This is a genomic window from Streptomyces sp. NPDC046931 (assembly GCF_040644655.1).
GTDB lineage: Bacteria > Actinomycetota > Actinomycetes > Streptomycetales > Streptomycetaceae > Streptomyces.
Window position 1 is genome coordinate 45,381 of sequence record NZ_JBEYWX010000008.1, and the last position, 19,344, is coordinate 64,724.

Below are 19,344 nucleotides of genomic sequence, written 5' to 3' on the forward strand. Positions count from 1 at the left end.
GGCTGTCAGGTCCTCGCCGCATCGTCCCGGAAAGGGCCGCCCGGCAGGGCGTGTTACGGCGGCACTTGACCCGATCGGGTAGCCCGAAGCGCTCGGATGCCCGGCGGGCGCGGTCAGAGGAGAGAGAGCTGGGTCGGCCCGCTCACCGTGGGCCCGGGCGCCGCGGGGGCGGGTGCCGGGGGCTCGGGCCGCCGGATACGGCGCGGCATTCCGGCGGGCGTGGGCCCGATGCCGTACTCCCGTGCCAGCTCGTGCACCTGACGGGTGATCCGGCGCTGGTACCACTTCGGGGCGTATGCACCGTCCGCGTACAGCCGCTCGTAGCGACGTACGAGATAAGGGTGCCGGTGCCCCAGCCAGGCCATGAACCACTCGCGGGCGCCCGGGCGCAGATGCAGCACCAGCGGGGTCACCGAGGTGGCCCCGGCGGCGGCGATCGCCCGCACGGTGGCGCGCAGTTGGGCCGGATGGTCGCCGAGGAAGGGGATCACCGGGGCCATCAGGACACCGCAGCCGATGCCGTGCTCGCTCAGGGTGCGTACGACGTCCAGACGGCGCTGCGGCGCCGGGGTTCCGGGTTCGACGGTGTGCCAGAGTTCCTGGTCGACGAAGCCGACGGAGACGGAGATGCCGACATCGGTGACCTCCGAGGCCTGCCGGAGCAGGTCGAGATCGCGCAGGATCAGCGTGCCCTTGGTCAGGATGGAGAACGGGTTGGCGTGGTCGCGCAGGGCCGCGATGATCCCCGGCATCAGCCGGTAGCGGCCCTCGGCCCGCTGGTAGCAGTCGACATTGGTGCCCATCGCGATGTGCTCGCCGTGCCAGCGGCGCGAGCCGAGATGGGCGCGCAGCAGTTCCGGGGCGTTGACCTTGACCACGATCTGGGTGTCGAAGCCGAGACCCGTGTCGAGGTCCAGGTAGCTGTGCGTCTTGCGGGCGAAACAGTAGACGCACGCGTGCGTGCAGCCTCTGTAGGGGTTGACGGTCCACTCGAATGGCATGCGGGAGGCGCCCGGGACCCGGTTCACGATCGAGCGGGCCCTGACCTCGTGGAAGGTGATCCCGCGGAACTCCGGGGTGTCGAAGGTGCGGGTGGTCACCGCGTCCGCGTCGAACAGTGCGGCGTCGCGGGCCGTGGCGGGGTTTTCCGCCAGATGGTCCCAGCGCATGGGCACCTCCTCGGTAGCACTGACCACAGAATAGAACACACGTTCCTATGATCGCGAGGCTGATTCGATTAAGAGTTCGATTCGTGGCTGATTCCTTGGGGCGCCGGCTCTGACCTGCCTCTTTCCTACGGTCACACAGAAGGGGCAACGGTTCGACGGCGAGCTCGGCGCGTCCACCACCCCAGGGCCGCGATCTGCGTCATAGGGGAGATCTACGCGGGCTTGGCCGACGCCGAGGGCGCGCCCGGCGTCCTCGTCGAGCGCACGAACCTTGGCAGCATCGGCTCCGTGCACCACCACCTGAAGCAGCTGAAGAGGAAGGGCATCCTCGTCCGCGAACACTGGCAGCCACGGGGAATGCGGCTCGCACGGTGAGGCCAGTCCTGGCGCGGTCGCAGGAGCGGCTGCCGGCGGTGGCGGCTCCAAACGGCGGTCCTGAGGCGCCGCGAGGGTTTCAGTGCCCGTCGGAGCGGCTCGACGTGCGATCGCGCAGGAGCAGCCACTGCTCGGCGGGGGCGTCACCGGGGGAGGGTCTGCATCCTCCTTGCAGCAGCGCGGCGTAAGCGGCCTTTCCTGCCGGCCTCAAGGAGGGGCCCGCTGGTGCCTGTCGGCCTCGGGTGCAACTCAACATGTCCCGCCAGGCCTTGTCTGCGGCTGCCGCGCTGAGCATCGAACCTCTTAGGCTGAATTGGTGATCCCGCGGAACTCCGGGGTGTCGAAGCACAGGCCAAAGAATAGAACATAGGTTCCCATGATCGCGAGGCTGACTCGATTGAGAGTTCGATTCGCGGCTGATTCCTTGGGGCACCCGCTCTGACCTGCTTCTTTCCCTACGGTCACACAGAAGGGGCAACGGTTCGACGGCGAGCTCGGCGCGTCCACCGCCCCAGGGCCGCGATCTACGTCATAACGGACGGGTGGAGACGTCGAAACCGTCGCAGCCCCTGTCCGCGGGCGTGCGCCCCCTCACCCTGGACGCCGCGGGCGTCACCCTGTCCTGTCTGTTCGCAGAGCCACCGGACGGGGAGCCGCGGGCCACCGTGGTCGCCGTGCACGGCGGCGGCATGACGGCCGGCTACTTCGACGGTCAGGCCCACCCGGACCTGTCCCTGCTGACGCTGGGCGCGCGCCTCGGCTTCACGGTGCTCGCCCTGGACCGGCCCGGCTACGGTCTGTCCGCCGGACAGCTGCCCGCCGGGCAGAGCCTGGCCGAGCAGGCCGAGGTGCTGGACGCCGTCATGGACCGGTTCGCGCAGCGTCACGCCACCGGAGCGGGGTTCTTCCTGCTGGCCCACTCCTACGGCGGCAAGGTCGCCATGGTCAGCGCCGCGCACACCCTCCGGCCGCTCGCCCTCGACGTGTCGGGCTGCGGCCACCGCTACGACATCGAGCCGGCCGATCTTCCCCGGGTCCTCAGCCGTTCCTCCTGGGGACGCAACTGGGGCCCGCTGCGGCTGTATCCGCCGGACACGTTCCGTTCCCTCGGGGCCCTGGTGGCCCCCATGCCGGTGCGCGAAGCCGACGAAGTCGCCCACTGGCCGGGGATGTTCGAGGACCTCGCACCCCGCCTCCGGATCCCCGTACGGATGACCTTCGCCGAGCACGAGGCGTGGTGGCTGCACGGCGAGCGGGACATCGCGGAGATCACCGCCCTGCTGGCGGCGGCACCCGTCCTGCGGGTCGAGCACCAGCCGGAGGCGGGCCACAACATCAGCCTGGGCTGGGCGGCCCGTTCGTACCATCTGCGCGCCCTCGGCTTCTTCGAGGAGTGCCTCGCGGCGCTCCGCGCCCGGCGCGCCCGGCGCGGAGCGCCGGCCGTGGAGGACCGCCCGGTGCCGGCGTCCCGTCAGTGACCGCGCCCGGGGTGTGATGGGATGGCGGACGCCCCATCACACGTACAGGAAGAGGATGGTCATGGCGCAGGTCGAGGCCACGACGGAGCGGATCATCGCGGCGGACGCGGAGACGGTGTTCGACGCCCTCGCCGACTACAGCGGCACCCGCGCGCGGCTGCTGCCCGAGCAGTTCAGCGAGTACGAGGTGCGCGAGGGCGGCGACGGCGAGGGCACCCTCGTGCACTGGAAGCTTCAGGCCACCAGCAAGCGCGTCCGTGACTGCCTGCTCGAGGTCAGCGAGCCGACCGACGGGGAACTCGTCGAGAAGGACCGCAACTCCTCGATGGTGACCACCTGGCGGGTGACCCCGGCCGGCGAGGGAAGGTCCCGGGTCGTCGTGACCACCACCTGGAAGGGCGCCGGTGGCATCGGCGGCTTCTTCGAGAAGACCTTCGCGCCCAAGGGGCTCGCCCGGATCTACGACGCGGAGCTGGGGAAGCTGGCCGCCGAGGTGGAGAAGTGACGCCGTCGGCGTACTGACGCCGTTGCGAAGCGATACCGAACGCGACCGGCGCGAGCTCCCGGCTCCGTCGCGACCCATTGTGCGCTCCGGGGCGTGAAGTCCTGACTCCGAGCTCCGGAGCGCACGTCGTCAGTCGTCCGGCCGAATCTCACGCTCACCGTTTCGAGTGGTTTTCCGCATGACGCGGTTGTACGCCGTAGGGCTCCGACCGGCGGATACCTTCGCACCGCACCCTCCCCTGGCAACTCGCCTCGCTTGAACCCGGTTGTCGCGCAATGCGAGAAATGGGCGGCGCAGAGGTGATGAGGGGAGCGGGACGTGGGCGGGACGACGGTGGTGGACGTGGACGAGAAGCGGGCCGTGCCGTCCGTGGTCCCCGACGCGCCCCGGGAGCCGGCCGGCGCCGAACGCCCCACGGCGCTCGGCCCCCGCCGGGTACGCCTCGTCTTCGTCGGGCTGATGCTCGCGCTGCTGCTCGCGGCCCTCGACCAGATGATCGTGGCCACCGCGCTCCCGAAGACCGTCGGCGAGCTGCACGGCCTGGACCGGATGTCCTGGGCGATCACGGCCTATCTGCTGACCTCCACCGTGGGACTGCCCGTCTACGGCAAGTGTGGGGACCTGTTCGGCCGTAAGGGCGTCTTCCAGTTCGCGATCGCCGTCTTCGTCGTCGGCTCCGCGCTCGCCGGACGGGCACAGACCATGGACCAGCTGATCGCCTTCCGTGCCGTCCAGGGCGTCGGAGCCGGCGGGCTCATGATCGGTGTGCAGGCGATCATGGCGGACATCGTGCCGCCCCGCGAGCGCGCCCGGTTCATGGGCCTGATCGGCGCCGCCTTCGGGCTCGCCTCCGTCGCCGGACCGCTGCTGGGCGGCTACTTCACGGACCATCTCTCCTGGCGCTGGTGCTTCTACATCAACGTGCCCTTCGGCCTGATCACCCTGGCCGTCGTCACCGTGGTGCTGAAACTGCCGAAGCCCGCCGCGAAGGGCCGCCTGGACGTGCCCGGCACCCTGCTGCTGGCCGCCGCGTCCACCTGCCTGGTGCTGCTGACCAGCTGGGGCGGCACCGAGTACGCGTGGGGTTCGCGCGTCATCCTTGGGCTCGGTGCCGGCGCGGCCGTGGCTGTCGTCCTCTTTCTGGCCGCCGAGAGGTTCGCCGCCGAACCCCTCATCCCGCTGCGGCTGTTCCGCGACTCCGTGTTCAACGTCACCGCTCTGGTGGGCCTGGTGGTCGGTGTCGCGCTGTTCGGCGCCGCCAGCTACCTCCCCACCTTCCTGCAGATGGTCGACGGGGCGAGCGCCACGGAGTCCGGGCTGCTGATGCTGCCGATGATGGCCGGGATCGTCGGTGCCTCCGTCATCGGCGGACACCTCGTCAGCCACACCGGGCGGTACAAGGTGTTCCCGGTGCTCGGCAGCGGCCTGGCGGCCGTCGGCATGTGGCTGCTGTCCAGGCTCGACCCGGGCACGACGCGGTTGCAGTACAGCCTCTGGATGGCGGTCCTCGGAGCGGGCATCGGCCTGGTGATGCCGGTGCTGATCCTCGCCGTGCAGAACTCCGTGCGCCCCGCCGACCTGGGCACCGCGACCAGCGCCAACAACTACTTCCGGCAGATCGGCGGAAGCGCGGGCGCGGCCGTCTTCGGCACCCTGTTCGCGAACCGTCTCTCCGACGCGCTGGAACACCGCCTTCCGCCCCGCGGCGGCACCCGCCTGCCCGACCCCGAGTCCCTCACCCCGCAGCTCGTCCACGCGCTCCCGCCCGCCCTGCGCGACACGTACATCGAGGCGTACGCCGACGCCATGCCGAGGATCTTCCTCTATCTCGTGCCGGTGCTCGTCCTCGGCCTGCTCATCGCCTTCTTCCTCAAGGAGAAACCACTGGTGTCCCACAACGTCCCCGCCGAGTGCCCGCCCGCCACCACCACCCAGGTCCCGCAGGCGCGTTCGCCGTACGCCGCCGGAGTACCCGTCTGCGGCACGGTTCAGCACCCCGACGGCACCGTCGTGCCACGTGCGGCGCTCACCCTCATCGACGTCGCGGGACAGCAGATCGGGCGTGGCGCGAGCGGCGAGGACGGCCGGTACGCGCTGTCCACGCCGGGATCCGGGTCCTACGTCCTGATCGCCGCGGCCGGCGGCCACCAGCCGCAGGCGGTCTCGGTGACCGTGGGGGAGCGTCCGGTGGAACTGGACGTCGTGCTCGGCGGTGCGGGACGGCTGGCGGGCAGCGTGCTGACCGCCGACGGCACGCCGGTGCGCGACGCCGCCGTCACGCTCACCAATGTGCACGGAGAAGTGGTCGCGAGCACCCGCAGCGGGCGTGAAGGGGGCTATGTCATCACCGAGTTGGTGGCCGGGGAGTACACCCTGGCCGCAAGTGCGCCCGCGTTCCGCCCGGCCGCGCTGCCCGTCAGCGTGCAGGCCTCCCGCGAGACCCGGCAGGACGTGGAACTCGCGGGCGGCGCGGTGCTGCGCGGCACCGTGCGCGCGGGCGGCGGGCGGCCGGTGGAGGACGCCCGGGTCACCCTGCTCGACGCGGCCGGCAACGTCGTCGACACGCTGACGACGGGAGCCGACGGGACGTTCCGGTTCGTCGATCTGTCATCCGGGGAGTACACCGTGATCGCGGCGGGATACCCGCCGGTGGCCACCGTGTTGCAGGTTGCCGGGGGCGGCCGGACGGAGCGCGATCTGCAGTTGGGGCACGAGGACTGAACCCGAAACCACCGGCCGGTGACTGCGGCTGGGCAGAGATGATGCAGAGAGGTGCCCGCTGAGCCGGGAGGACGGGAGTTCCGCCGACACCACGGTGGCGTCGTGTCGGCCATCTCCCAGCCTCCTGGTGATGAGGCAGCTCCTATTCAGAGAAGCTTCAACCCATCCGGTGAAATAACCGTAACAAGTTCAGTTCTGTCATGGCCTGATCTGCCGACGCAACAGGGCTCGAGCGATCCCGGATGCCGGGCTTGACCGGATCGGGTGCATGGTCCGGGTGTGACCGGTGGTGATCGATTGCGGCGGCGAGGTCGATCCGGCCGGCGACCGGTCCGCTCCCGCATCGTCGAACACAGGCCGACCGGCCGCGCGGGCAGCGCCCTCATCGTCACCGGCTGCCCTGCGGACGCCGGACCCGTCCCTGGCCGGCGGACTCCTCAGACGGCGGTGCCCGGCGCCGGTGCTCCCGTCGTCCCCCGTACCTCCAGCACCGGTGTGGTGAGCACCAGTTCGGCGGGGCGGGCGGGGTCGGCGATCCGGTCGAGCAGGCACCGGGCGGCGCGGCGGCCGACGTCGTGGCTGCCGTTGTCCACCGTGGTGAGCCACAGGTGCCGCAGACGGGAGACATAGGTGTTGTCGTAGCCGACGACGGAGAGGTCCCGGGGTACCTGGAGGCCGAGCTGCTCGGCCGCCGAGAGGGTGCCGACCGCCGCCATGTCGTTGAACGCCAGGACGGCGGTGGGGCGTTCGGGGGCTGCGAGAAGGCCGACCGCGGCACGGTAGCCGCCCTCCTCGGTCGGATCTCCCTGTTGCACGACCGCCGTGTCCGCCAGACCGTGCTCGCGCATGACCGTCTCGAAGCCGCGCCTGCGCAGTTCCCCGACCACCCCCTGACCGGCGATGTGCGCGATGCGGCGGTGGCCGAGGTCGATGAGGTGCTCCGTGGCGAGCCGGGCGCCGTGTCCGTCGTCGCCCGCGACGATGTCCACCGCGGGCAGCCGGGGCTCGCGGGCCCCCGCGACCACGGTGGGAATCCGCGCCGCCGCCGTCCTCAGCGCCTTGGACGGCGGCAGTGTGCCCACGGCGATCAGCCCGTCGACCCCGAGGTCCGTGAACGTACGGGTGAGGTCCTCGCCGAGACGCCGGCTGAGGCGGCCGTCGGCCATCAGCATGCGCAGTCCGGCGTCGTGCAGCCGGGAGTTGAGGCCGTCGAGCAGCTCGACGAACCAGGGGTTGCGCAGGTCGTTCAGCAGCACACCCACCGTACGGGTGCGCCGTTCGCTGAGACTGCGCGCGGCGGCGTTGGGGCGATAGCCCAGCTCCTCGACGGCTGCCAGCACGGCCTGCCGCTTCTCCGGGCGCACCTGGTCGGAGCCGCGCAGCACCAGGGAGACCAGCGATTTCGACACTCCGGCCCGTTCGGCCACATCGCGGATCGTCGGCGCTCTCATGTCTGGACCGTTCCATGCGGCTCATCCGCTTGTCAAAGGATTGACAACTGCAGGGACGGGCTCCAGTGTGGGCTGGGAATCTCTGGACCGGTCCAAAGAGGGGCAGGCATGGTGGGTACGCTCGGCGTCGCCGTCGTGGGGTTCGGCTGGATGGGACGGGTGCACACCCAGGCGTACATCCGTGTGCCGCACCATTTCCCGCGGCTGCCTCTGCGGCCCGAACTGGTCGCCGTGGCCGACGAGGTGCCGGGCCGCGCCGAGGAGGCCGCCCGGCAGTACGGCTTCGCCACCGCCGTCCGCGACTGGCGGGAGGTCGCCGCCGACCCCCGCGTCCAGGCGGTGAGCATCGCCGCGCCGAACTTCCTGCACCGTGAGATCGGCACCGCCATGGCCGAGGCGGGCAAGCACATCTGGATCGAGAAGCCGGTCGGTCTGACCGTCGAGGACGCCCACGCGGTCGCGGACGCCGTCGCCAAGGCCGGGGTGCAGGGCACGGTCGGCTTCAACTACCGCAACGCACCGGCGGTCGAAGCCGCCCGCGAGCTGATCGCCTCCGGCGGGATCGGCACCGTCACCCATGTCCGCATCCGGCTCTTCAGCGACTACGCCGCTCACCCCGAGTCTGCCCTGACCTGGCGGTACGAGCGTGCCCGGGGCGGCAGCGGAGTCCTCGGCGACCTCGCCTCGCACGGGGTGGACCTGGCCCGCTTCCTGCTCGGCGAGATCGAGTCGCTGGCCGCCGACACCGCCGTCTTCATCCCCGAGCGAGCCCGTCCCGTCGGCGCCACCGCGGGCCACACGCGTGCGACGGGCGGCGAGCCGGGCCCGGTGGAGAACGAGGACTACGTCAACTGCCTGCTGCGCTTCGCGTCCGGGGCCCGTGGAGTCCTGGAGGCCTGCCGGGTCTCCGTCGGCGAGCAGAACAGCTACGGCTTCGAGGTGCACGGCACCGAGGGCGCGGTCTTCTGGGACTTCCGGCGCATGGGCGAACTGGGCGTCAGCCGCGGCACGTTCTACCAGGACCAGCCCGTCAGCACCCTCTATGTCGGCCCCGGCCACGGCGAGTACGGCGCCTTCCAGCCCGGGACCGCCAACGCCATGGGCTACGACGACCTGAAGGTGATCGAGGCCTACCACTTCCTGCGCTCGGTGGCGGAGGGAACGGCGTACGGCCCTACCCTCGACGACGCCGTGCACAGCGCCACCGCCCTGGACGCCATGAGCCGCTCCGCGCGGCTGCGGACCTGGGTGGACCTCGGATGACCGCGGGGCCGGACGCGGCGGCCGCTCCGCTTCGGCGCAGCGGCTGACCGATGCCCGGCATGGTCCCCTCGCTGTCACGGAAACCGGGCACCGCGACCGGCCCGTCCGGCCGAGCCGCGAAAGGGGGCGGTTCAGGGGCGGACCAGCAACCGGAAGTCGAAGGAGTAGCGGGAGGCGCGGTAGATGTGGGTGCCGTACTCGACGGCGCGGCCCGTGTCGTCGTACGCCGTGCGCCGCATGGTCAGCAGGGCGGCACCCTCGGGCTCGCCCAGCATGGTTCCCTCCCCGGCGGTGGCGCGACGGGCGCCGACGGACTGACGGGCGCTGTGCAGGGTGACGCCGGCGCCGCGCATCATCCGGTACAGGCCCGTCACCTCGAGCTTCCCGGTGTCGAGGGCCAGCAGGCCCATCGGCACGTAGTTGGACAGGAACGCCATCGGCTCGCCGTGGGCGAGCCGGAGACGTTCCAGATGGTGCACGTCCGCACCTTCGGCGATACCGAGGGCGGCCGCGACCTCGGCGGACGCCGGTGCCAGGGTGTTGCGTACCACCCGTGTCGCGGGCTTGTGCCCGGCGGCCTCCAGGTCGTCGTAGAGGCTGCTCAGCTCCAAGGGCCGCTTGACCTGGCTGTGCACCACCTGGGTGCCGACGCCCCGGCGGCGGACCAGCAGACCCTTGTCGACGAGGGACTGGATGGCCTGGCGGACGGTGGGCCGGGACAGGCCGAGGCGCCCGGCCAGCTCGATCTCGTTGCCCAGCAGACTGCCCGGGCCCAGTGCTCCCTGCTCGATGGCCGCCTCGAGCTGCTGGGCCAGCTGGTAGTAGAGCGGGACCGGGCTGCCGCGGTCGAGGGCGAAGTCGAGGGCCTTGGGCGGGGCCGGGGTCGTGGGAGGTGCGGGGGCCGAGGGCGGGCCGGGGGTCACGCCGGGGAGACGGACGGCCGACTGCTCGGCGGAATCCTGTGTCATCGCATGGTCCTGGAAACTTCCTGACGACTCGACCTGCGGAAGCGCCATACCGGTCTGTAGTGGGTAGAGATCGCCCCCGATGTGTCGCACGGTGATCGGACTCGAAACGCTCGACGGCCTGGGACATGTGTAGGCCGCACGGCAAGCCACTGTCAAGACTATGTACTTACATTCGGACCTGCTTCTTAAATAATGTCTTAACAAAGTATTGACAGGTGGGTGCGCCAGGGGCTTGTATCCGGTCCCAGCGAAACCGCCGGATCACGGCACCCGGCCCGGACCCCCGGTCCGGGCCCCATGTGGGGCTGCCGCCCGGCGCCGTCCCTCTCCCTTTCCCCTTCCCCGGCCGCACAGTGAGGTGCAGGAAAGATGGACCGCACGTTCCACCCCCGCCACTCCCGCAGAGTCGTCCCCTTTGTCGCGCTGGCCGCGGCGTCCGCGCTGCTCGCCGCCGGCTGCTCCAGCAGCTCGGGCGGCAGGAAGGCGGAGGAGAAGAACTCCGGCGTCGCCGCGGGCAAGGCGACCACGCCCCGGATGACGGTCGCGCTGGTCACCCACCAGGCCCCGGGCGACACCTTCTGGGACATCGTCCGCAAGGGAGCCGAGGCGGCCGCGGCCAAGGACAACATCAAGCTCGTCTACTCCAGCGACCCCAACGCGGGCAGCCAGGCCAACCTGGTGCAGAACGCCATCGACCAGAAGGTCGACGGCATAGCGATCACCCTTGCCAAACCGGACGCCATGAAGGACGTGGTGGGCAAGGCGACACAGGCGGGGATCCCGGTGGTCGGCCTCAACTCCGGGGTGAGCGACTGGAAGAAGCTGGGACTGCTGGAGTTCTTCGGGCAGGACGAGAGCGTGGCGGGAGAGGCGTTCGGCAAGAAGCTGAACGAGGTCGGAGCGAAGAACGCGGTCTGTGTGATCCAGGAGCAGGGCAACGTCGGACTCACCCAGCGCTGCGACGGCGTGAAGAAGACATTCGGCGGCAAGACGCAGATCCTCTATGTCAACGGCACCGACATGCCGTCGGTGAAGTCGACCATCACCGCCAAGCTGAAGCAGGACAGCTCCATCGACTACGTCGCCGCGCTCGGCGCGCCCTACGCCCTGACCGCGGTGCAGTCGGTGGGCGACGCGGGCAGCAAGGCGAAGGTCGCCACCTTCGACCTCAACAAGGACCTCACCGACGCCATCCAGAAGGGTGACATCCAGTTCGCCGTCGACCAGCAGCCCTATCTCCAGGGCTACCTGGCGGTCGACTCCCTGTGGCTCCAGAAGAACAACGGCAACTACAGCGGCGGCGGCGAACAGCCGGTGCTGACCGGACCGGCCTTCGTCGACAAGTCCAACGTCGACACCGTCGCGGCGTTCGCCGCGAAGGGCACGAGGTGATGACCATGTCCGAGCAGGCTGTGCCGGCGGTGTCCTCACCGCCGGCCTCCGGCCCCAAGGAGCGTGACGGCCGGACGGTACAGCGCTCCCTCGTGCTCCGGCTGCTCGCTCGGCCCGAGGTCGGCGTCTTCCTCGGGGCCGTCGCGGTGTTCGTCTTCTTCTTCGTCGCGGCGCCCACGTTCCGCACGGGCAGTGCGATGGCCACCGTCCTCTACCAGTCCTCCACCATCGGGATCATGGCGCTGCCCGTGGCGCTGCTGATGATCGGCGGCGAGTTCGACCTGTCGTCCGGTGTCTCGGTGATCACCTCCGCGCTGACCGCGAGCATGGTCAGCTACCAGCTGACCATGAACGTATGGGTGGGCGTGATCGTCGCCCTCGTGGTGTCGCTCGCGATCGGGGCGTTCAACGGCTGGATGGTGATGCGCACGGGACTGCCGAGCTTCCTGATCACGCTCGGCACGTTCCTCGGCCTTCAGGGCATCAACCTCGCGGTCACCAAGCTGATCACAGGCAACGTCGCCACCGACGACATCAGCGACATGGAAGGCTTCGACCAGGCCAAGGCGGTCTTCGCCTCCTCCCTCACCGTCGGGGGCGTCCAGTTCAAGGTCACCGTCCTGTGGTGGCTCGGCTTCGCGGCCCTGGCCACCTGGGTCCTGCTGCGCACCAAATACGGCAACTGGATCTTCGCGGTCGGCGGCAACAAGGACAGCGCACGGGCCGTCGGCGTGCCGGTGAAGTTCACCAAGATCACCCTGTTCATGGTGGTCGGCCTCGGTGCCTGGTTCGTCGGCATGCACCAGCTGTTCGCCTTCAACACCGTGCAGTCCGGCGAGGGCGTCGGCCAGGAACTGATCTACATCGCCGCCGCGGTCATCGGCGGCTGCCTGCTCACCGGCGGCTACGGCTCCGCGATCGGCCCCGTGTTCGGCGCCTTCATGTTCGGCATGGTCAGCCAGGGCATCGTCTACGCCGGCTGGAATCCCGACTGGTTCAAGGCATTCCTCGGCGTGATGCTCCTCGGCGCCACCCTCATCAATCTGTGGGTCCGCCAGTCGGCGACCCGGAGGTGATCCCCATGACGACCGCCGACCTCGGCACCCCCAACGGCACGTCCACCCCGGCCGACCGGGCCCCCATCGTCGAACTGCGCGGGGCGGGCAAGTCCTACGGCAACATCCGCGCCCTGCACGGCGTCGACCTCGCCGTCCACCCCGGCAGGGTCGCCTGCGTCCTGGGCGACAACGGCGCCGGCAAGTCCACTCTGATCAAGATCATCTCCGGGCTCCACCAGCACACCGAGGGCGAGTTCCTCGTCGACGGGCAACCGGTGCGCTTCAGCACCCCGCGTGAGGCCCTGGACCGCGGCATCGCCACCGTGTACCAGGATCTGGCGACCGTGCCGCTCATGCCGGTGTGGCGGAACTTCTTCCTCGGCTCGGAGATGACCAGGGGGCCCTGGCCGGTCCGCCGCCTCGACATCGCCCGGATGAAGAAGACCGCTGACGAGGAACTGCGCAACATGGGCATCGTCCTCGACGACCTCGAACAGCCCATCGGCACCCTCTCCGGCGGCCAGCGCCAGTGCGTGGCCATCGCCCGCGCCGTCTATTTCGGAGCCCGCGTCCTCATTCTGGACGAGCCCACCGCCGCCCTCGGCGTCAGGCAGTCGGGCGTCGTCCTCAAGTACATCGCGGCCGCCCGCGGGCGCGGACTGGGCGTCATCTTCATCACCCACAACCCGCACCACGCGTATATGGTCGGCGACCACTTCAGTGTGCTGCGCCTGGGCACCCTGGAGCTCAGCGCCGACCGCACACAGGTCAGCCTGGAAGAGCTGACCAACCACATGGCCGGCGGCGCCGAACTCGCCGCTCTCAAGCACGAGCTGGCACAGGTCGGCGGCGTCGACGTCCAGGGCCTCCCGGAGGAGAGGGACCTCCGGGCACCCGTGGCCGCACCTCCCGAAGGGAACTCCTGAGATGACCCCTGCCCTGGACCGCATCCGGGTCGGCTCGGCCCCGGACTCCTGGGGCGTCTGGTTCCCCGACGACCCGCGGCAGGTGCCCTGGGAACGCTTCCTCGACGAGGTCGCCGAGGCCGGCTACTGCTGGATCGAACTCGGCCCCTACGGCTATCTGCCGACCGACCCGGCCCGGCTCACCGACGAGGTGAACAAGCGGAGTCTGAAGGTGTCGGCGGGCACCGTCTTCACCGCACTGCACCGCGGACCGGCCGTATGGGAGTCCACCTGGGAGCACGTCGGCCGGGTCGCCGCGCTCACCCAGGCGATGGGTGCGCAACACCTGGTGGTCATCCCCTCCTTCTGGCGGGACGACAAGACCGCCGAGATCATCGAGCCGCCGGAGCTGACCGCCGAACAGTGGGCCCACCTCTGCAAGGGCATGGAGCGGCTCGGCCACGAGGTCAAGGAGACCTACGGACTCGACATCGTCGTCCACCCGCACGCCGACACCCACATCGACACCGAGGAGCACGTCGGGCGCCTCCTCGACGCCACCGACTCCGACCTCGTCAACCTCTGCCTGGACACCGGGCACTACGCCTACTGCGGTGGCGACAGCGTCAAGCTCATCGAGACCTACGGCGAGCGCATCGGCTACCTGCACCTCAAGCAGGTCGACCCGGAGATCCTCGCCGACGTCGTGGCGAACGGGGTGCCCTTCGGGCCCGCCGTGCAGCGCGGCGTGATGTGCGAACCCCCGGGCGGCGTGCCCGCGCTGGAACCGGTCCTCGCCGCCGCCCAGGGCCTCGGCGTCGACCTCTTCGCCATCGTCGAGCAGGACATGTACCCCTGCCCACCGGGGCGGCCGCTGCCCATCGCCGTCCGCACCCGCGCCTTCCTCCGCTCCTGCGGCGCCTGACCCCCGAAGGGGCGACCGCTTTTCCACAGGGCTGGTCACGCATCGTCACCAGCACGTACGGTTTCGTGCATGAAGATCCTCATCAGCGCCGACATGGAGGGCGCCACCGGTGTGACCTGGCCGGCCGACGTGCTGCCCGGGACGCCGCAGTGGGAGCGGTGCCGGGCGATGTTCACCTCGGACGTGAACGCCGCCGTGCTCGGTTTCCTCGACGGCGGCGCCGACGAGGTGCTGATCAACGAGGCACACTGGACCATGCGCAATCTGCTCCTGGAGCGGCTCGACGAGCGGGCGCAGATGCTCACCGGCCGTCACAAGTCCCTGTCCATGGTGGAGGGCGTCCAACACGGCGACGTGGACGGCATCGCGTTCGTCGGCTACCACGCGGGCGCGGGTATGGAAGGCGTGCTGGCGCACACCTATCTCGCCAACTCCATCACCGGAGTCTGGCTGAACGACGTCCGCGCCAGCGAGGGTCTGCTGAACGCGCACGTCGCCGCCGAGTACGGCGTGCCCGTGATCCTGGTCACCGGCGACGACGTGGCCTGCGAGGACGCGCTGGGCTATGCGCCGGAGGCGCTCAAGGTCGCCGTCAAGGACCACGTCTCCCGGTACGCGGCGGTGTGCCGCACACCCGCCAGGACCGCCGCCGACATCCGCGCCGCCGCCAAGCGGGCGGTCGCGCTGGCGGTGCGCCAGGAGCCGGTCTACGCAGGACCGTTCACCGTGGCGCTCGAGTTCGACGCCGAGCACCTCGCGATGGCCGCCACCGTCGTCCCGGGCGTGGACCGCATCGGCGAGCGGAAGGTGGCGTACACGAGCGCCACCATGTACGAGGGCATCCGTACCTTCAAGGCGGTCACCACGATCGCCTCTGCGGCGGTGGAGGAGCAGTATGGCTGACCGGCAGGCACTCGACGAGGTCGTGCGCTTCACCTCGGACCTCATCCGGATCGACACCACCAACCGGGGCGGCGGAGACTGCCGCGAGCGGCCCGCCGCCGAGTACGCGGCGGCGCGGCTGGCCGAGGCGGGCCTGGAGCCCACGCTCCTGGAACGCACCGAAGGCCGGACCAACGTCGTCGCCCGGATCGAGGGCACCGACCCGTCCGCGGACGCACTGCTCGTCCACGGCCATCTCGACGTGGTGCCCGCCGAGGCCGCCGACTGGAGCGTGCACCCGTTCTCCGGAGAGGTGCGCGACGGTGTCGTCTGGGGCCGTGGCGCGGTCGACATGAAGAACATGGACGCGATGATCCTCGCGGTCGTGGCGGCCTGGGCCCGCACGGGCGTGCGGCCCCGCCGCGACCTCGTCCTCGCGTTCACCGCCGACGAGGAGGCGAGCGCCGAGGACGGCTCCGAGTTCCTGGCGGACCGCCATGCGCATCTCTTCGAGGGGTGCACCGAAGGAATCAGCGAGTCCGGAGCGTTCACGTTCCACGACGGCGGCGGCCGGCGCATCTATCCCGTCGCGGCGGGTGAGCGCGGCACCGCCTGGCTCACCCTGACCGCCCGCGGCCGCGCCGGCCACGGCTCCAAGCCGAACCACAGCAACGCCGTCACCCGGCTCGCCGCCGCCGTCGCCCGGATCGGCGCCCATGAGTGGCCGCTGCGGCTCACCCCGACCGTGCGGGCCGCGCTCACCGAACTCGCCGCCCTGTACGGCCTCGACGCCGACCTCGACGACCCCGTCGCCACGGACGACCTTCTGGAGGAGCTGGGCCCGGCCGCGGCACTGGTCCGGCCGGCCGTCCGCAACAGCGCCACCCCGACCATGCTCCGCGCCGGTTACAAGGTGAACGTGATCCCGGGCGAGGCCGTCGCCCACATCGACGGACGCTATGTACCCGGCGGTGAGGACGAGTTCCGCGCCACACTCGACGAACTGACCGGACCGGACGTCGACTGGGAGTACCACCACCGCGAGGTCGCCCTCCAATCACCGGTGGACTCACCGACTTTCGCCCGGATGCGGGCCGCCGTGGAGGAGTTCGCGCCAGAGGGACATGTGGTGCCGTACTGCATGTCGGGCGGCACCGACGCCAAGCAGTTCTCGCGCCTCGGCATCACCGGATACGGTTTCGCGCCGCTGAAGCTGCCGGAGGGCTTCGACTACCAGGCACTCTTCCACGGCGTCGACGAATGCGTCCCCGTCGAGGCCCTGCACTTCGGCGTCCGAGTCCTCGACCGCTTTCTGCGGACGGCCTAGGAGAGGTGGGGGAGATGGCGCGGATCCTGCCCTACGGGGAGTGGCCCTCGCCCATCGACGCGGCGCTCGCCGCCGCGCACGACGGGCAGCCGGATTCGGTGGACTTCGTGGGCGAGGAGGCGTGGTGGACCGAGCCACGCCCCATGGAAGGCGGCCGCCGCACCCTCGTGCGGCGCACGGCGGACGGTGCACAGCAGACGGTGCTGCCCCCGCCGTGGAACGTGCGCAGCCGGGTCATGGAGTACGGCGGCCGGCCCTGGTCCGGTGTCATGCGTCCCGAGGGCCCGCTGCTGGTCTTCGTCCACTTCGCGGACCAGCGGCTGTACGCATACGAGCCGGCGGCGCCCGGTGACGGGCCGCGCCCGCTCACTCCCCTCTCGCCGGTGGGCGGCGGACTGCGCTGGGTCGACCCGCAACTGCATGCCGAGCGCGGCGAGGTGTGGTGTGTGCTGGAGGAGTTCACCGGTGAGGGCCCCTCGGACGTACGCCGGGTGGTGGCCGCCGTGCCCCTGGACGGTTCCGCGGCGCGGGACCGGCGTGCCGTGCGGGAACTCACCGAGGCGCGGCACCGTTTCGTCACGGGGCCCCGCCTCTCGCCGGACGGGCGGCGCGCGGCGTGGATCGCCTGGGACCATCCGCGCATGCCGTGGGACGGCACCGAGCTCATCGTGGCCGAGGTGACCGGCGACGGGACACTCGGGGAGCCGCGCACTCTCGCCGGTGGCCCCGAGGAGTCCATCCCCCAGGCCGAGTGGGCGGCCGACGGCTCCCTGCTGTACGCCAGTGACCTCGGCGGCTGGTGGAATCTGTACCGGGACGGTGTGCCGCTGTGCCCCCGCGCGGAGGAGTTCGCCGGGCCGCTGTGGAAGGTCGGCCTGCGGTGGTTCGCTCCGCTGGAGAGCGGGCTGATCGCCGTCCTGCACGGCAGGGGAGCCAGTCGGCTCGGTATCCTCGACCCGGACAGCGGCGAGGTCGTCGACGCGGCCGGACCCTGGACCGAGTTCGCCGCCACCCTCGCCGCGCACGGCAGCCGGATCGTCGCCGTCGGCGCGAGCCCGCGCACCGCGTACGAGGTGGTCGAACTGGATGTGAGCACCGGCCGCGCCCGGGTCGTCGGCACCGCCCACGAGGACGCGGTCGACCCCGCCTACTACCCCGACCCGCGGGTCCGTACCTTCACCGGGCCCGGGGGCCGGGAGATCCACGCCCACCTGTATCCGCCGCACCACCCCGGTCACACCGCGCCCGACGGCGAGCTGCCGCCCTATCTCGTGTGGGCCCACGGCGGGCCCACCAGCCGGGTCCCGTGCGTCCTGGACCTGGAGATCGCCTACTTCACTTCGCGCGGCATCGGCGTCGTCGAGGTGAACTACGGCGGCTCGACCGGATACGGACGCGAGTACCGCAACCGGCTGCGCGGACAGTGGGGGGTCGTCGACGTCGAGGACTGCGCGGCCGTCGCGGCCGCCCTCGCCGACGAGGGCATCGCCGACCGCGACCGGCTCGCCGTGCGGGGCGGCAGCGCGGGCGGCTGGACGTCGGCGGTGTCCCTGACGACGACGGACGGCTACGCCTGCGGCACGATCATCTATCCCGTCCTGGACTTGAAGAGCTTCGGTTCGGGGGAGACCCACGACTTCGAGTCCCGGTACACGGACACCCTGGTGGGGCCCTACTCCGAGGTGCCCGACCGGTACGCCGAGAGATCGCCCCTCGAGAACGCGCACCGGATCACCGCCCCCTTTCTGCTGCTCCAGGGGCTCGACGACCCCATCTGTCCGCCGGCGCAGTGCGAGCGGTTCCTCGCGCGGCTCGCGGGGCGGCGGGTGCCGCACGCCTACCTCGCCTTCGAGGGCGAGGGGCACGGCTTCCGGCGGGTTGAGACCATGGTGCGTGCCCTGGAGGCCGAGCTGTCCCTGTACGCGCAGGTCTTCGGGTTCGACCCGCCCGGCATACCCACCCTGGAGCTCAGCAGATGATCCCTCTCGCACGGCCGCCGAGACTCGCCCCCGGCGCCCGCGTGGCCGTCGTCGCGCCCAGCGGGCCCGTGGTCGAGGAGCGGCTCGCCGCCGGGCTCGACCTCCTGCGCGCCTGGGAACTGGACCCGGTCGTGGGCCCGCATGTCCTGGACCGGCACCCCGACTACCCCTACCTCGCGGGCACGGACGCCGACCGGGCCGCCGACTTCCAGGCCGCTTGGTGCGACCCGGATGTGACCGCGGTGCTGTGCGCCCGCGGTGGATACGGGGCGCAGCGCATGGTGGACCTGCTCGACTGGGACGCGCTGCGGGCCGCCGGGCCCAAGGTGCTGGTCGGCTTCAGCGACATCACCGCGCTGCACGAGGCGTTCGCGGTCCGCCTCGGCCTGGTCACGCTGCACGGTCCGATGGTGTCGTCGGTCGACTTCCTGAAGAACGCCCGGGCGCAGGAGCATCTGCGGGCCACGCTCTTCGAGCCGGAGTCCGTGACGGCCATCCGCGCTCTGGGCGGGACGGTGCTCGTGCCCGGACGGGCCCGGGGCGTCACCTTCGGCGGCTGTCTGAGCCTGCTCGCGACCGAACTGGGCACCCCGCACGCCCGGGCCGGCTCACGGGGAGGCCTGCTGATGATCGAGGACGTCGGCGAGGAGGCGTACCGCGTGGACCGGGTCCTCACCCAGATGCTGCGCTCCGGCCGGCTCGACGGGGTCGCCGGGATCGCGCTCGGCTCCTGGAAGGAGTGCGGTCCGTACGAGTTGCTGCGGCGGGTTCTCACCGACCGGCTCGGCGGCCTCGGGGTACCGGTCGTCGAGGAGTTCGGCTTCGGGCACGGCGAGGGCGCGCTGACCATCCCGTTCGGGGTGGGGGCCGAACTGGACGCGGAGGCCGGGACGCTGACGCTGGACGAGCCGGCGCTGGCGTAGCTCCGCGGCGCGGGGGCCGCGGG

The 19,344-nt window shown here is 71.0% G+C and carries 16 protein-coding genes; 13 read left to right on the top strand and 3 right to left on the bottom strand.

Annotated elements, in window-relative coordinates; all coding sequences use genetic code 11:
- Window positions 1-113: 113 nt before the first annotated feature.
- Window positions 114-1,169, bottom strand: coding sequence for an Rv2578c family radical SAM protein (locus ABZ876_RS16785; protein ID WP_361780798.1), 1,056 nt, complete (start codon window positions 1,167-1,169; stop codon window positions 114-116).
- Window positions 1,170-1,391: 222 nt separating this feature from the next.
- Here ABZ876_RS16785 and ABZ876_RS16790 point away from each other — a divergent pair, with 222 nt between their 5' ends.
- From ABZ876_RS16790 to ABZ876_RS16805, 4 genes are all read left to right on the top strand, one after another.
- Window positions 1,392-1,544: a hypothetical protein gene (locus ABZ876_RS16790; RefSeq protein WP_361780801.1), complete on the top strand. Its 153-nt coding sequence runs from the start codon at window positions 1,392-1,394 to the stop codon at window positions 1,542-1,544.
- 542 nt (window positions 1,545-2,086) lie between these two features.
- A complete protein-coding gene (locus tag ABZ876_RS16795) occupies window positions 2,087-3,022 on the top strand; it encodes an alpha/beta fold hydrolase (protein ID WP_361780804.1) in 936 nt (311 codons plus the stop codon).
- Window positions 3,023-3,083: 61 nt separating this feature from the next.
- Window positions 3,084-3,527: an SRPBCC family protein gene (locus tag ABZ876_RS16800; protein WP_361780807.1), complete on the top strand. Its 444-nt coding sequence runs from the start codon at window positions 3,084-3,086 to the stop codon at window positions 3,525-3,527.
- A 369-nt stretch (window positions 3,528-3,896) separates the two neighbouring features.
- Window positions 3,897-6,248: an MFS transporter gene (locus ABZ876_RS16805; protein WP_361781329.1), complete on the top strand. Its 2,352-nt coding sequence runs from the start codon at window positions 3,897-3,899 to the stop codon at window positions 6,246-6,248.
- A 437-nt stretch (window positions 6,249-6,685) separates the two neighbouring features.
- Here ABZ876_RS16805 and ABZ876_RS16810 read toward each other — a convergent pair whose 3' ends face one another.
- Window positions 6,686-7,699, bottom strand: a complete 1,014-nt coding sequence (locus tag ABZ876_RS16810) for a LacI family DNA-binding transcriptional regulator (protein ID WP_361780810.1) — start codon at window positions 7,697-7,699, stop codon at window positions 6,686-6,688.
- Window positions 7,700-7,807: 108 nt separating this feature from the next.
- On the opposite strand from ABZ876_RS16810, the gene ABZ876_RS16815 reads away from it, so the two are divergent.
- Window positions 7,808-8,962, top strand: a complete 1,155-nt coding sequence (locus tag ABZ876_RS16815) for a Gfo/Idh/MocA family oxidoreductase (protein ID WP_361780813.1) — start codon at window positions 7,808-7,810, stop codon at window positions 8,960-8,962.
- 131 nt (window positions 8,963-9,093) lie between these two features.
- Here ABZ876_RS16815 and ABZ876_RS16820 read toward each other — a convergent pair whose 3' ends face one another.
- Window positions 9,094-9,930, bottom strand: a complete 837-nt coding sequence (locus ABZ876_RS16820; RefSeq protein WP_361780816.1) for a GntR family transcriptional regulator — start codon at window positions 9,928-9,930, stop codon at window positions 9,094-9,096.
- A 369-nt stretch (window positions 9,931-10,299) separates the two neighbouring features.
- On the opposite strand from ABZ876_RS16820, the gene ABZ876_RS16825 reads away from it, so the two are divergent.
- The 8 genes from ABZ876_RS16825 to ABZ876_RS16860 all read left to right on the top strand — a co-directional run bounded on the left by ABZ876_RS16825 (window position 10,300) and on the right by ABZ876_RS16860 (window position 19,321).
- A complete protein-coding gene (locus tag ABZ876_RS16825) occupies window positions 10,300-11,322 on the top strand; it encodes a sugar ABC transporter substrate-binding protein (RefSeq protein ID WP_361780819.1) in 1,023 nt (340 codons plus the stop codon).
- Window positions 11,322-12,398 carry an ABC transporter permease gene (locus ABZ876_RS16830; RefSeq protein ID WP_361780822.1) on the top strand — a complete coding sequence of 359 codons (1,077 nt, stop codon included), beginning with the start codon at window positions 11,322-11,324 and terminating at the stop codon, window positions 12,396-12,398. Before ABZ876_RS16825 ends, ABZ876_RS16830 begins: the two co-directional genes overlap by 1 nt.
- Window positions 12,399-12,403: 5 nt before the next feature.
- Window positions 12,404-13,306, top strand: coding sequence for an ATP-binding cassette domain-containing protein (locus tag ABZ876_RS16835; protein ID WP_361780825.1), 903 nt, complete (start codon window positions 12,404-12,406; stop codon window positions 13,304-13,306).
- 1 nt (window position 13,307) lies between these two features.
- Complete coding sequence (locus ABZ876_RS16840; protein WP_361780828.1) at window positions 13,308-14,210, top strand: sugar phosphate isomerase/epimerase; 903 nt, start codon at window positions 13,308-13,310, stop codon at window positions 14,208-14,210.
- 69 nt (window positions 14,211-14,279) lie between these two features.
- Complete coding sequence (locus ABZ876_RS16845; protein ID WP_361780831.1) at window positions 14,280-15,113, top strand: M55 family metallopeptidase; 834 nt, start codon at window positions 14,280-14,282, stop codon at window positions 15,111-15,113.
- The gene (locus tag ABZ876_RS16850) at window positions 15,106-16,419 is read left to right on the top strand and encodes a M20/M25/M40 family metallo-hydrolase (RefSeq protein ID WP_361780834.1); all 1,314 of its coding nucleotides are present in this window, start codon (window positions 15,106-15,108) and stop codon (window positions 16,417-16,419) included. The genes ABZ876_RS16845 and ABZ876_RS16850 overlap by 8 nt, the downstream gene beginning before the upstream one ends.
- Before the next feature lie 14 nt (window positions 16,420-16,433).
- Complete coding sequence (locus tag ABZ876_RS16855) at window positions 16,434-18,398, top strand: LpqB family beta-propeller domain-containing protein (RefSeq protein WP_361780837.1); 1,965 nt, start codon at window positions 16,434-16,436, stop codon at window positions 18,396-18,398.
- Window positions 18,395-19,321 (top strand): LD-carboxypeptidase, encoded by a 927-nt coding sequence (locus ABZ876_RS16860; protein ID WP_361780839.1) that lies wholly within the window; start codon window positions 18,395-18,397, stop codon window positions 19,319-19,321. Before ABZ876_RS16855 ends, ABZ876_RS16860 begins: the two co-directional genes overlap by 4 nt.
- Window positions 19,322-19,344 lie beyond the last annotated feature (23 nt).

Coding starts and splice junctions, on each gene's coding strand:
- ABZ876_RS16785 (WP_361780798.1), bottom strand. CDS start 1,169: ATGCGCTGGGACCATCTGGCGGAAAACCCCGCCACGGCCCGCGACGCC.
- ABZ876_RS16800 (WP_361780807.1), top strand. CDS start 3,084: ATGGCGCAGGTCGAGGCCACGACGGAGCGGATCATCGCGGCGGACGCG.
- ABZ876_RS16810 (WP_361780810.1), bottom strand. CDS start 7,699: ATGAGAGCGCCGACGATCCGCGATGTGGCCGAACGGGCCGGAGTGTCG.
- ABZ876_RS16815 (WP_361780813.1), top strand. CDS start 7,808: ATGGTGGGTACGCTCGGCGTCGCCGTCGTGGGGTTCGGCTGGATGGGA.
- ABZ876_RS16820 (WP_361780816.1), bottom strand. CDS start 9,930: ATGACACAGGATTCCGCCGAGCAGTCGGCCGTCCGTCTCCCCGGCGTG.
- ABZ876_RS16825 (WP_361780819.1), top strand. CDS start 10,300: ATGGACCGCACGTTCCACCCCCGCCACTCCCGCAGAGTCGTCCCCTTT.
- ABZ876_RS16830 (WP_361780822.1), top strand. CDS start 11,322: ATGACCATGTCCGAGCAGGCTGTGCCGGCGGTGTCCTCACCGCCGGCC.
- ABZ876_RS16835 (WP_361780825.1), top strand. CDS start 12,404: ATGACGACCGCCGACCTCGGCACCCCCAACGGCACGTCCACCCCGGCC.
- ABZ876_RS16840 (WP_361780828.1), top strand. CDS start 13,308: ATGACCCCTGCCCTGGACCGCATCCGGGTCGGCTCGGCCCCGGACTCC.
- ABZ876_RS16845 (WP_361780831.1), top strand. CDS start 14,280: ATGAAGATCCTCATCAGCGCCGACATGGAGGGCGCCACCGGTGTGACC.
- ABZ876_RS16850 (WP_361780834.1), top strand. CDS start 15,106: ATGGCTGACCGGCAGGCACTCGACGAGGTCGTGCGCTTCACCTCGGAC.
- ABZ876_RS16855 (WP_361780837.1), top strand. CDS start 16,434: ATGGCGCGGATCCTGCCCTACGGGGAGTGGCCCTCGCCCATCGACGCG.
- ABZ876_RS16860 (WP_361780839.1), top strand. CDS start 18,395: ATGATCCCTCTCGCACGGCCGCCGAGACTCGCCCCCGGCGCCCGCGTG.